Genomic DNA, 12165 nt, shown 5'->3' on the forward strand with positions numbered 1-12165 from the left:
CACGGCACCTCTTGTAGCTGCACCTATCCTGTGCGGCGATATGGCGGGTCCGGAGTACCTGTTCCAACGCGAGACATTCGCAGGCGGCGACAGGTGGTTGGCCCGGTTCGTGGCCCAACCGATCCTCAGGTTCGTCCATCGCGAGGTCGCCAGCGGCGTGCTGCTGCTGGTGGCCGCGACCACGGCGCTCATCTGGGCCAATTCGCCGTGGAGCCAGAGTTACTTCGACTTCTGGCACACCGAGATCGACCTGACCGTCGGCGGCTACCACGTCCACCCGCTGAGCTTGGAGGCGTTCGTCAACGACGGCCTCATGGCGATGTTCTTCTTCGTGGTGGGACTCGAGATCAAGCGCGAGCTGGTGACCGGATACCTCTCGAGCGTTCGTGCCGCGACGCTGCCGGCGATCGCCGCCATCGGCGGGATGGTCGTGCCCGCGCTGGCCTATGTCGTGTTCAACCCATCAGGGGAAGCCGCTTCGGGCTGGGGCATCCCGATGGCCACCGACATCGCATTCGCAGTGGGCGTGGTGGCGCTGCTCGGGTCTCGCGTGCCCCCAATCCTCAAGTTGTTCCTGCTGACGCTGGCCATCGTGGACGACATCGGGGCCATCGCGGTGATCGCGATCTTCTACGCCGGCGATCTGGACCTCAGATGGCTGGCAGTCGCCATCGGGCTGACCCTCGTGGTGCGGGCCCTTGCGCTGATGAAGGTGTGGGCGCTCGAGGTCTACTGGGTGCTGGGCCTCGTCATCTGGTACGCCACGCTGGAGTCGGGTGTGCACGCCACCATCGCCGGCGTGGTGCTCGGCCTGCTGACGCCCGCCAAGCCGCTGCTGGACCGTGCGAAGGCCCAGGACATGGTGGATCATCTCCCCGACGATCCCAGCGTCGAGCAGGTCCACCAGGCGTCATTCCTGGTGCAGGAATCGGTGCCGGTGACCGAGCGGCTCGAGTCGCTGCTGCACCCGTTCACGGCGTTCTTGATCGTGCCGATCTTCGCGCTCGCCAACGCCGGGGTGCCGCTCTCGGTCGACACGGTGACCGAAGCCGCCGGCTCGCCCGTCACCTGGGGTGTCATCTTGGGACTGGTGGTCGGCAAGCCGCTCGGCATCGCGCTGTTCACCTGGGTGGCGACCCTGTTCGGCTTCAGCCTGCCCGAAGGGATGAATTGGCCGCAGTTCGTGGGCATGGGCTTCGCCGCCGGCATCGGCTTCACCGTGTCGATATTCATCACCGGGCTGGCTTTCGACGACGGCGGCATCACCGATCTGGCCAAGATCGGCATCCTGGTCGCCTCGGGTGCTGCGGGCGGGGCTGCGCTGGCGCTGCTGTGGTTCTCCGGCAAGCGCGGTGCTCACACCGAAGTCCCGCCCACCGAGCACCACTCCCACGACGGGACTTCTGCATCCTGACCTTCGGTCCGGCATACTCCCCCGAGCCATCCCGACGTGACCCGGTCCTGACTCGACCTGATCCTGATCTGACCTGACTTGACCTGACTCCGATGTGCCCCTGGAGGCCCATGTGACTGCTGTTCCGTATCTGGCCCTGATCGCTTCCGTGCTGGCGCTGCTGCTGGCGTACTACTTCGCCAAGGTGGTGCTGCGGGCCGACCAGGGCACCGAGTTGATGCGCGAGATCGGCGCAGCCATCCGCGAGGGGGCCATGGCGTTCCTGCGCCGGGAGTACCGGTGGGTGTCGGTCTTTGTGGCAGCCATGTTCGTGCTGCTGCTGATCGTGCCCATCGACGGCCGCCCCGCAGCCAGCTTCGCCTACCTGATGGGCGCGGTGCTGTCGTCGGTGGCGGGCTTCATCGGCATGCGCATCGCCACCGCGGCCAACACCCGCACAGCCAATGCCGCCCGCGAGGGTGCTGCGAAAGCACTGCCGCTGGCGTTCAAGGGCGGGGCCGTCATGGGCTTCAGCGTGGCCGGCCTGGCGCTGCTGGGCATCTCGTTCAACTACCTGCTGTGGGTGAAGTGGCTGGGCGTTGACCAGGCCTTCCAGGTGGTGGCCGCGTTCGGGCTGGGTGCCAGCTCGATTGCGCTGTTCGCCCGCATCGGCGGCGGCATCTACACCAAGGCAGCCGACGTCGGCGGCGACCTGGTGGGCAAGGTGGAGGCCGGCATCCCCGAGGACGATCCCCGCAACCCGGCCACCATTGCAGACGCGGTCGGCGACAACGTGGGCGACGTGGCCGGCATGGGCGCCGACCTGTTCGAGTCCTACGCCGGGTCGATCGTGGCGCCGGTGGTGCTGGCCTCGCTGCTGGTGCCGGTGTTCCTCGAAGGCGACAGCCTGGCCGGCAGCTTCGGCGACGCCGAAGGGCTGCTGATGTACCCGATCCTGATCGGGGCGCTCGGGATGATCGCCTCGATCATCGGCGCGCTGTTCGTGCGCGGCCGCGAAGGCCGCAGCCTGTCGGGGCAGCTGCACACCGGTCAGCACGTGGCCATGGCGCTCACGGTCGTCTTTGCCATCGTGGGCACGCTGGTGCTGTTCAGCGGCAGCCCGACGATCGGCAGCTACGAGCTCAGCGCTCCCATCTTCCTGGCGTTCACCATCATCGTGGGACTGCTCGGCGGCTGGGCCATCGGCTTCACGTCTGAGTACTTCACCTCCGAGCACTTCCGGCCGGTGAAGGGCATCGCCCAGCAGTCCGAGACAGGCCCCGCCACGGTCACCATCGAGGGCATCGCGCAGGGCAAGCTCTCGACGCTGCCTGCCGTCGCACTGGTGGTGACGATGATCGGCCTGTCGTACCTGTTCGGCGGGCTGGCGTTCGGCGAGGCCGGCGATGTGATCGGGCTGTACGGCGTGTCGCTGGCGGCCATCGGCATGCTGGCGGTGACCGGTGTCATCGTGGCCGTGGACGCCTACGGGCCGATCGCCGACAACGCCGGCGGCATCGCCGAGATGGCCGAGCTGCCGCCCGAGGTGCGGGGCGTCACCGACAGCCTCGACTCGCTGGGCAACACCACCGCAGCGGTTGCCAAGGGCTTCGCGGTGGGCTCGGCTGCGGTGACGGCGCTGGCGCTGTTCAAGTCGTTCAGCCTGACCGCCGGCGACCAGGTGTTCCTCGACATCAACGACACGGCGGTCACGATCGGCCTGTTCCTGGGCGCCATGACGCCATTTATTTTTGCCGCGCTGACCATGTCGTCGGTGGGCCGGGCGGCGCAGGCGATGATCGTGGAGGTTCGCCGCCAGTTCGCCGAGATCCCCGGGCTGCGCGAGGGCGAGCCAGGCGTGAAGCCCGACAGCCGCCGCTGCGTGGACATCTCCACCCAGGCGGCGCTGCGCGAGATGCTGCTGCCGGGCGGCCTGGCGGTGGTGCTGCCGCTGGTGATCGGCTTCATCGACGTGAACGCGCTCGGCGGCTTCCTGGCCGGCGCGGTGGTGACCGGTTTCCTGATCGCGATCTACATGGCCAACTCGGGCGGCGCCTGGGACAACGCCAAGAAGTACATCGAGGCGGGCGCGCACGGCGGCAAGGGCACCGATGCCCATGCGGCAGCGGTGGTCGGCGACACCATCGGCGACCCGTTCAAGGACACCTCGGGCCCGGCGATGAACATCCTCATCAAGGTGATGACCATCGTCAGCCTGGTCTTCGTCCCCGCTTTCCTCTAGGCGGCGAAGCCGTCAGGCGCCGAGGACGGCCATGCCGATGGCGCGGGCCGCTTCTGCCTGACGCCGGTCGAACGTCAGCACGGTCGCATTCGGGCTCGCCCGTCGGGCAGCCGCCAGGTGGATCGCGTCGAGCGAGCGGCACAGCGTCTCCTCAGCAATCCGGGCTGCGTCCTCGAGTACGTGTTCGTCGAGAGCCACGATGTCGAACGCGGTGAGATGAAGTCGAAAGTCGCGGCGCTTGTCTGTCAGCTCTGGCTCGGCCAGAAGGCGCACGAGATTGCGGCGCACTTCGACTTCGGCAAGACGTGAGGTCACGAGCGTCGGTTCAGCGTCCATGGACCGCAGAGCGATGTCAGAGTCCGGTTCGGCCACGTAGCGCTTGACGAGAGCGCTCGATTCCACATAGAGCATCAGTCGCCGCGGTCCTCGTCGAGTACCTCCATGATGGTGAGTCCTGAACTGGACGGGACTGGCTGTGGCGGATCGAAGTGCTTGAGGCCGCCGCGCCGCTTGGCGGGCGTGATCCAGCCTTCGGCGACGCCCTGCTCGATGCGTGCCAGGTCGTCGAGCGTCGAGGGGTCCAGCGGGGTGAGCTGCGCCACCGGCCGGCCCCGGTCGGTGACGATGAGGCGCTCGCCGCCGGCAGCCCGCCGCACGCACTCCGACAGCTTCGCCTTCAGCTCCCGGATGCCGATGCCCGTGCTCGCTGCCTCACTGCTCATGTGACCACACTAGCAAGTGATGAGGTCACAGTGTGAACAAATTGTGACTACATCAAGTCAATTTGTGGTCACGAAGCATCGTCGCTGCCATCTGTGTCATCTGCTGCGGCGGCCTGAGCCTCGCGGTGGCGGCGCAGCGTGACAAGAGCCGCGAGGGCCAACCCGACCCCGGCCACGATCGCTCCGATTGCCGCCGGCCCCAGTCCGCTGCCAGGCGCCGTTTCTGCGTAGAGCGCCTCGGGAAGCTCGTCCAGGTTCTCGAAGTCGATCTCCCACGTGTACCTCGATTGACTGACCGAGTCGGCGTTGTGCTCCACGGCATCGCCGGGCAGCGTCACGGAAATCGCCAGCGTGGGAAAGTCGAAGCCCATCGCCGTGACCATCTCGAGATCGTCGAGCGAGAGCTCATCGTCCTCGAGCGAGCCAAGGTCCATCTCGAAGCGCCAGCCGCCGTTGTCGAGGCGGCGGATGTCAGGGCCGTCGTCTTCAGCGAAGGAGGCCAGGATCACTTCGGATTGGCTTGCATCCCACGTGGCGGTCATTGTGGTGACACAACTCCCGTCCACGACGCCCACTTCAGCACTCGAATCGAGGCTGCTGAGGCCGAGACCGAACATGTCGTCGGCGTCCATATCGTCGAGCATCTGTTGGCAGAGGCTTTCGGCAGTACCGCCTTCTTCGAGGGCCCCGAACTCGAGTAGTGCCTCGTCGATGCGCATCGTCATGGTCACCGACCCCGAGCCGTCGTCGTGGACGAGAAAGTCCATCTCCATGTCGAGACATGCGGTCGCCAGCAGGGCCAGCACGCAAACAGCAACCGCCTTCTACATCATCGACCGCCAGTGTGAGGAACTGCGCGGACAACGATGCGAACCAATCATGACGACACCGTAGTCGTGGGCCGCTTGCTGCTCAGGCGGCAGGTGGGGGGCGGAGGCGGTCGGCGACGCCGCGGGTGAGGCGGTCCAGGATCCCCGCCAGCAGCACGATCGCTATGCCTGCCTCGAAGCCCCGTCCCACGGCGTCGCTGCGGCGCAGTGCGTTCACCGTCTCGAGACCGAGGCCACCGCCGCCGACCAGACCGGCGATCACCACCATGGCCAGTACCAGCATGATCACCTGGTTGACCGCCACCATCAGCTCAGGTGCCGCGAGCGGCAGCTCGACACGCCGCAGACGCTGACCCCGGGTGGCGCCGAAGCTGGTGGCCGCCTCGTGCACCTCGGCAGGAACCCGCCGCAAGCCCAGGTCGGTGTAGTGCACCGCAGCCGGCAGCGCATAGACGACCGAGGCGATGATGCCCGGGATGCGGCCGACATGGAACAGGGTGATGACGGGCACCAGCAGCACGAAGCTGGGGATGGTCTGCAAGAAATCCAGCACCGGGTCCATCAGTCGCTGGAAGCGGTCGCTGTGGGAGGCCTGAATTCCCAGCGGCACGGCGATCACCAGCGTGACGGCCACCGCCACCAGCGTCTGGGCCAGCGTGTCCATCGACAGCTCCCACATGCCCAGCCACCCGATCAGGAACAACGCGATGCCGATGCCGAGCCCCAGCGTGACGCCACGCGCCAGCAGGCCGCCCAGCACGCCAAGCCCGATCATGGCCGGCCAGGGAATCCCCGACGAGAGCAGCTCCCGCAGCGGCGTAACCATATAGAGAGTGATGAAGTCGCTGAGCGGCCCGGTTCCGATGCCCGAGTTGCCGATGTCGTAGAGGTTGTCGCGAGCCCACGCCGTGATGTCGTTGATGTACGGCGCGTAGTGCCATTGCAGCCATTCAGGGAACTTGTTGTGACCCACGATGCCGCCCACCAGCGCCACCAGGGCCGTTGCGGCCGCGATCGAGCGGATCGCCACCGTGTCGGCGGCCCGTAGCGAGCCGTCTGCATGCGCATTCGTGCGGGGGCCGCGGCCGCGCTCGCCCAGCGTGGCGATGCCCCGCGTGAAGCGATCCAGGATGATCGCCATGATGACGATGGCGATGCCGGCCTCGGAGGCCTCGCCGACGTCGATGTCGCGCATGGCGCGCAGCACGTCCTGGCCGAGACCACCCGAGCCGATGAACGCGGCGATCACCACCATGCTCATGGCCAGCATCGTGGTCTGGTTGGCGCCGGCCAGGATCGCCGGCCGAGCGGCAGGGATCCTCACCAGACGCAGCGTCTGGCGATCGGTGGCGCCGAACATCTCCGAGGCTTCCACCATCGGCCCGGGCACATTGCGCAGACCGACGTCGGTGAGCCGCACGACCGGTGGCAGGGCAAAGATGACCGTCGCGATCAGCGCCGGCACCCGACCGATGCCGAACAGCAGCACGAACGGGATGAGATAGACGAACCCGGGCATGGTCTGCATGGCGTCGAGCGTCGGGCGCAGCACGCCGGCGAACCGGTCGTTGCGCCAGGCGGCGATGCCCAGCGGGATGCCCGCCAGCAGCGACAGGAACACCGCCATGCCCATCAGCGCGAGCGTGGCGAAGCCCTGCTGCCACAGATCGGTCATGCCGATGAGCACGACGCCGCAGAAGCCGAGCGCGCCCGCCACCCGGCCGCGCACACGCCACAGCCCGAGGCCGCAGAAGACCGGGTACACGTACCACGGGAACCACCGCAGGATCGCCTCGAGCCGGCGGATGCCGGCATCGGCGAGATCGGTCAGCGGGTTCAGCAGCACCGTGTACAGCCAGTGGGACGTCTGGTTGTTGATGAGCCAGCGCCGTGTGCGATCGATGGGGTCGGCTAGGCCGAAGTTCCACGACTCGGGAAAGGCGCCGACCGATGCGACGAAGCCGACGATCACGAGCGCGAGCGCGGCGGCTGCCAGGCCCACGGCGAGCGGCGACCGTCGCCGGACCACTCCCGGCGGGGCTGCCGCGGGCTCCGCCTCGGCCGTCTGGCTCACCGCAGGTTCTGCCTCATCGCAGGTTCTGCTCCAGCACCGCTGCCACATCGTCCTGGTGCAGCAGGCCCAGGGGGTCGCCGTCGGCGTTGCAGACCACGACCGGTCGGTGCTCCGACAGCAGGAACGGCAGGGCCGATTCGAGCGTGGCGGTCTCGGTCGTGCGGGGCCAGCTCTCGGGGACGGCGCCGTCGCCGAGCGGCCGCATCAGCGAGCACGCAGGGAGCACCTTGGCGATCGGCGCATCCTGGGTGAACGCCCGCACGTAGTCGTCGGCAGGCTGGGTCAAGATCTCGAGCGGCGTCCCGACCTGAGTGAAGGCCCCGTCTCGCATGATGGCGATCCGGTCGGCCAGACGCAGAGCCTCGGCGAAATCGTGGGTGATGAACACGATGGTGCGCTGCAGCTCGAGCTGCAACGCCACCAGCTCGTCCTGCATGTCGCGCCGGATGAGCGGGTCCAGCGCCGAGAACGGCTCGTCGAAGAACAGCACCTCAGGCTCGACCGCGAGGGCTCGCGCCAGGCCCACCCGCTGCTGCATGCCGCCGCTGAGCTGTTGCGGGTAGTGGTGTTCCCAGCCGTCCAAGCCCACGGTGGCCAGCACCTCGTGGGCTCGTTCATGGCGCTCATCGCGGCCGACGCCCTGCATCTCGAGGCCGTAGGCCACGTTGTCGACGACTCGACGATGGGGGAACAGCCCGAAGTGCTGGAACACCATCGCGATCTTGTGGCGGCGCAGCTCGCGCAACGCTGCATCGCTCGCGTCGGCCAAGACGGTGCCGCACACCTCCATGTCGCCGAAGGTGGGTTCGACCAAGCGGGAGATGCAGCGCACCAGCGTCGACTTGCCCGAGCCAGACAGGCCCATGACGACGAAGGTCTCGCCTGCGTTCACGTGGAAGCTGACATCCCGCACCGCCACCAGGCAGCCGGTCTCGGACCGGATCTCGTCGCGTTCGGCTCCGGCGACGGCCATGTCACGAGCGGCCTCGACTTTGCGGCCGAAGATCTTCCACAGATCAGCGACCCTGACCGTCGCATCGGCACCCGCGACAGCAGCGTCCCGGGCGGCCTCGTCCGGCGCAGGATCGGGAGAGATCTGATCCATGGGAGCCTCCGCTGGCCGCATTACCGTCCAACCGGACGGGTACGAGGTCTCGGTACGCTGTGCTGACTGTGGCACGAACTCGGCCCCACAACGCGACACCTGCCCGCACCCCTGCTGCGAGCACCCATGCCGAGGCGACCGGCTCGCGATCCGGTCCCGTGCAGGAACGAGCGGTGCAGACCCGCGAGCGCATCCTGCAAGCCGCCATTGAGGTCATCCAGACCGACGGCGCAGCCAACCTCACGCTCGATCGCGTCGCGCTGAAGGCCGGGGTCAGCAAGGGCGGATTCCTGTATCACTTCGGCTCGAAAGATGCCCTCATGGCCGGCCTGCTCGACGAGACGCTGGCCGTGCTCGACGACGAGCTCGACGACCGCGAGGCCCGCTTCCGAGACAACGATCCCGGCGCCCGCGGCACCTTCGCGCTCGCCTATCTCGACTACGTCCGCGAGCCGTACAAGGCGGCAGACGACACCTCGGCGTCGATCCTGGCGGCGGCGGCACTCGACGACGAGCTGCTCGCGAACACCCGGGCGACGTTCGAGCGCTGGCAGGAGCGCCTGCTGCGCGACGACGGGCTGGCCGAGACCACCGGTCTGCTGGCGCGCATCGTCGGCGACGGCCTGTGGCTCATCGATCTCTTCGGCCTCGCGCCGCCGACCAAAGCAGAGCGTCACGAGGTGCTCGACCTCGTCTCGGCGATGATCTCGGCCGACGGCGGCAGCGACGCCGGTGGCGTCGCGCCAGACCGTCCGTAGACCGGCACGTCGAGCGGCGCCAGCGGCTCGTTGCCCAAGAGAAGATCGGCGGCCTTCTCGGCGATCATCATCACCGGCGCGTAGATGTTCCCGTTCGTGACCGTCGGCATCACCGAGGCATCCACGACGCTGAGGCCCGAGGTGCCGTGCACACCCATGGTGGCCGGGTCGGTCACCGCCGCATCGTCGGTGCCGAGCCGGGCCGTGCCCGCGGGGTGCAGCGCCGTCTCTGCATCGCGCGCCACCCAGTCCATGATCTCGTCGTCGGTCTCGGTGGCGGGACCTGGCGACAGCTCGCCGTCGTTGTAGGGCTCGAATGCCGGCTGGTTCATGATGCGGCGAGTCACCCGCACGGTCTCGATCCACTCGCGCCGGTCCTGGGCAGTGGACAGGTAGTTGAACCGGATGGCCGGCTTGGCCGCAGGATCGCGCGAACGGATCCGCACCCAGCCGCGGGCATCGGAGTACATCGGTCCGACGTGGACCTGGTAGCCGTGCTTGCTGACGGGTGCCGAGCCGTCGTAGCGCACGGCCAGCGGCAGGAAGTGGAACATCAGATTCGGGTAGGCCTCGGCGGTGTTGCTGCGCACGAAGCCGCCTGCCTCGAAGTGATTGGTGGCACCCGGCCCTCGCCGCGCCAGCCACTGCAGGCCGATCCACGGATGCCGCCGGCGGCGCAGGTGCGGCTGCATCGAGACCGGCAGCTTGGAGGCGTACTGGATGTAGACCTCGAGGTGGTCCTGGAGGTTCTCGCCGACGCCGTCGAGCGGCGAGACCGCATCGATGCCGTGCCGGCCGAGCAGCGCCGGCGGCCCGACACCTGAGAGCTGCAAGAGCTGGGCCGAGCCGAATGCGCCCGCACACAGGATGACGTGCTTGGCGCGGGCGACGTGCAGGCGGCCCTTGCGGCGGTAGCTGACACCGGTCGCACGGCTGCCCTCGAACAGCACCTGTCCGATGAGCGCACCGGTGCGCAGTTCGAGGTTCGGACGGTCCAGCACGGGGTGCAGGTACGCCTGCGAGGCAGAGAGCCGCCGGCCGCGGTGGATGTTGCGGTCGAACGCTGCGAAGCCTTCCTGGCGGAATCCGTTCACGTCGTCGGTGAGCTCGAAGCCGGCTTCCCGCACGGCCGCGAAGAACGCCTCGAACAGGGGGCTGGCGGCCGGGCCACGCTCGAGCACCAGCGGTCCCTCGCCGCCGCGCCACTCGTCGGCGCCCGCCAGGCATGTCTCCATGCGCTTGAAGTACGGCAGGCAGTGGCGATAATCCCAGGCCTTCATGCCGGGCCGGTCGGCCCACTTGTCGTAGTCGGCGGGATTGCCCCGCTGGAAGATCATCCCGTTGATGGAGCTCGACCCGCCCAGCACCTTGCCCCGGGCGTGGTACACCCGCCGGCCGTCCATGTGGGGCTCGGGCTCGGTCTCGTACTTCCAGTCGTAGAAGCGATTGCCGATCGGCATCGCCAGCGCCGCCGGCATGTGGATGAGCACATCCCAGCGGTAATCCCGGCGACCGGCTTCGAGCACGAGCACCTTGATGCTCCGATCGGCGCTCAGCCGGTTCGCGAGCGCGCAGCCAGCCGATCCGCCGCCGACGATGACAAAGTCATACACGGGATCGTCCATCGACCGAATTGTTCACGATGTCATGCACAGATGTGCGCTCTTGGGGCGTGAGAAGGGAGCCCCGCCGGCGCCGACCCGGATGGGCCGGCGCCGACGGGTCAGCGTCTCGCTGGGGACATATCCTGCGGGGCTATTGGAGCCAAGCGCTCCAGGTCGCCTCGTTGTCTGCGATCCACTGCGCAGCGGCGTCGTCGACCGACATGCCTTCGCCTTCGACGGCAGCAAGCATGGCGATCTGGTCGGCGCTGTCGTAGTTCATCGCTCGCAGGAATGCATCAGCTGCGGGGGCGTTCTCGGCGAGACTCGCGTCGATGATCTTGAACAGGACGTCGGCGGGATAGTCGCAATTCACGCCGCCGGCGTCGGCCGTGTCGTAGCACTCCTGGCTGTACTCGGGCAGCAGCACGTTGGTGAGGTCGTAGCTGTTGAACGCCGAGTGCGGCGTCCACAGATACACCAGGATCGGATCCTCCCGGCTGTAGGCAGCGTCGACGGCGGCCAAGATCGCAGCCTCCGACCCGGCATACACCACCTGCATCGGCAGGCCGAGGTTGTTGATGATGTCCTCGTCATACTGGACGAAGCTCGGATCACCGCCCAGGAACTGTCCCAGGTCGCCGGTCTCCGCTGTGGCATACAGGCCGGCCAGCTCCGGATCGGCGAAGCCCTCCCACGTTGCCAGCTCCGGATGGCGCTCGATCATGTACGTCGGCGTGAACCAGCCGATCTTGCCGATCGGCCCGAGCAGGCCGGCATTGTCGACGTTGGCGTCTGCATTGTCGATGAAGTCGATCACATTCTGAGCGTGACCCGACGGCCAGACCTCGAGCGAGGCGCTGATGTCGCCGGTGTTGATGGCCGCCCACTGGGCGTTCTCGTCGATCTCCACGATCTCGACCTCGTAGCCGAGTTCGCTCTCGAGCAGCTGTGCGGCGACCGCCACGTTCAGTGCCGAGCCGTTCCACGGGTTGGATGCCAGCGTGATCGTGGTCTGCGAGCCCAGGTCCGGACCCTCATCGGCCGGCGGCTCGGTGGGAGCCGGTTCCTCCATTGCCTCGGTCGTGGCGACAGGCTCATCGGCTGCGTCGTCGTCGCTGCCCGTGCAGGCCGCTGCGAGCAGCCCGAGCGCTGCGAGGAGCGCGATGAGCAGCTTCCAGCTGCTCATCGGTTGGCGCCGGCGAATTCGCTCGCCGGACTTGCGTTCTTCGGACATGGGCACCCCCCGGTGTGTTTCCCCCGTCTGTCGCCGGCATGTGCCGGCGGCCCTCCCCGAGAGCGATCGGCCCACTCCGGGCTCGGCCCCCTGACCTTCCCCCAGTAAAACAGGCCGTTTAGACGGTTTTAGCTAGGCTAGCACGCCCAAAATCTGCCCTGACCGCGCACTGGTGCGCGTTGGACTCGGGTACGCGTACTGTT

Annotated in this window: 10 protein-coding genes; 3 read left to right on the plus strand and 7 right to left on the minus strand. The window is 67.8% G+C overall.

Going from position 1 to position 12165, the window contains the following annotated elements; genetic code table 11:
- Nucleotides 1-40: 40 nt before the first annotated feature.
- Together nhaA and ACOGW9_RS11535 are read left to right on the plus strand one after the other, a co-directional pair.
- Nucleotides 41-1414: a Na+/H+ antiporter NhaA gene (nhaA, locus tag ACOGW9_RS11530; RefSeq protein ID WP_419911354.1), complete on the plus strand. Its 1374-nt coding sequence runs from the start codon at nt 41-43 to the stop codon at nt 1412-1414.
- A 112-nt stretch (nt 1415-1526) separates the two neighbouring features.
- Complete coding sequence (locus ACOGW9_RS11535) at nt 1527-3635, plus strand: sodium-translocating pyrophosphatase (RefSeq protein WP_419911356.1); 2109 nt, start codon at nt 1527-1529, stop codon at nt 3633-3635.
- Between the two features lie 12 nt (nt 3636-3647).
- Here ACOGW9_RS11535 and ACOGW9_RS11540 read toward each other — a convergent pair whose 3' ends face one another.
- From ACOGW9_RS11540 to ACOGW9_RS11560, 5 genes are all read right to left on the minus strand, one after another.
- Nucleotides 3648-4046 (minus strand): type II toxin-antitoxin system VapC family toxin, encoded by a 399-nt coding sequence (locus ACOGW9_RS11540; RefSeq protein WP_419911358.1) that lies wholly within the window; start codon nt 4044-4046, stop codon nt 3648-3650.
- The gene (locus ACOGW9_RS11545) at nt 4046-4357 is read right to left on the minus strand and encodes a type II toxin-antitoxin system Phd/YefM family antitoxin (protein ID WP_419911360.1); all 312 of its coding nucleotides are present in this window, start codon (nt 4355-4357) and stop codon (nt 4046-4048) included. Before ACOGW9_RS11545 ends, ACOGW9_RS11540 begins: the two co-directional genes overlap by 1 nt.
- A gap of 68 nt (nt 4358-4425) precedes the next feature.
- Nucleotides 4426-5163 carry a hypothetical protein gene (locus ACOGW9_RS11550; RefSeq protein ID WP_419911362.1) on the minus strand — a complete coding sequence of 246 codons (738 nt, stop codon included), beginning with the start codon at nt 5161-5163 and terminating at the stop codon, nt 4426-4428.
- Nucleotides 5164-5269: 106 nt separating this feature from the next.
- On the minus strand, nt 5270-7261 hold the full coding sequence (locus ACOGW9_RS11555) for an ABC transporter permease (protein WP_419911364.1): 1992 nt from the start codon (nt 7259-7261) through the stop codon (nt 5270-5272).
- A 13-nt stretch (nt 7262-7274) separates the two neighbouring features.
- A complete protein-coding gene (locus tag ACOGW9_RS11560; RefSeq protein ID WP_419911366.1) occupies nt 7275-8366 on the minus strand; it encodes a quaternary amine ABC transporter ATP-binding protein in 1092 nt (363 codons plus the stop codon).
- A 68-nt stretch (nt 8367-8434) separates the two neighbouring features.
- Between ACOGW9_RS11560 and ACOGW9_RS11565 the strand changes: the two genes are divergently transcribed.
- Complete coding sequence (locus tag ACOGW9_RS11565) at nt 8435-9124, plus strand: TetR/AcrR family transcriptional regulator (RefSeq protein ID WP_419911368.1); 690 nt, start codon at nt 8435-8437, stop codon at nt 9122-9124.
- Here the strand turns inward: ACOGW9_RS11565 and betA are convergent.
- Both betA and ACOGW9_RS11575 read right to left on the minus strand, forming a co-directional pair.
- Nucleotides 9040-10749 carry a choline dehydrogenase gene (gene betA / locus ACOGW9_RS11570; protein WP_419911370.1) on the minus strand — a complete coding sequence of 570 codons (1710 nt, stop codon included), beginning with the start codon at nt 10747-10749 and terminating at the stop codon, nt 9040-9042. The genes ACOGW9_RS11565 and betA overlap by 85 nt on opposite strands.
- A 130-nt stretch (nt 10750-10879) precedes the next feature.
- Entirely contained in the window at nt 10880-11962 is a 1083-nt protein-coding gene (locus tag ACOGW9_RS11575; RefSeq protein WP_419911372.1) for a glycine betaine ABC transporter substrate-binding protein, read from the minus strand.
- Nucleotides 11963-12165 lie beyond the last annotated feature (203 nt).

It is taken from the genome of Candidatus Poriferisodalis sp. (genome assembly GCF_965203655.1).
Classification (GTDB): Bacteria; Actinomycetota; Acidimicrobiia; order Acidimicrobiales; family Poriferisodalaceae; genus Poriferisodalis.

Bases quoted from the DNA above. Each gene is read 5' to 3' on its own strand.
- nhaA (WP_419911354.1), top strand. From the start codon at position 41: ATGGCGGGTCCGGAGTACCTGTTCCAACGCGAGACATTCGCAGGCGGC.
- ACOGW9_RS11540 (WP_419911358.1), bottom strand. From the start codon at position 4,046: ATGCTCTATGTGGAATCGAGCGCTCTCGTCAAGCGCTACGTGGCCGAA.
- ACOGW9_RS11545 (WP_419911360.1), bottom strand. From the start codon at position 4,357: ATGAGCAGTGAGGCAGCGAGCACGGGCATCGGCATCCGGGAGCTGAAG.
- ACOGW9_RS11560 (WP_419911366.1), bottom strand. From the start codon at position 8,366: ATGGATCAGATCTCTCCCGATCCTGCGCCGGACGAGGCCGCCCGGGAC.
- betA (WP_419911370.1), bottom strand. From the start codon at position 10,749: ATGGACGATCCCGTGTATGACTTTGTCATCGTCGGCGGCGGATCGGCT.
- ACOGW9_RS11575 (WP_419911372.1), bottom strand. From the start codon at position 11,962: ATGTCCGAAGAACGCAAGTCCGGCGAGCGAATTCGCCGGCGCCAACCG.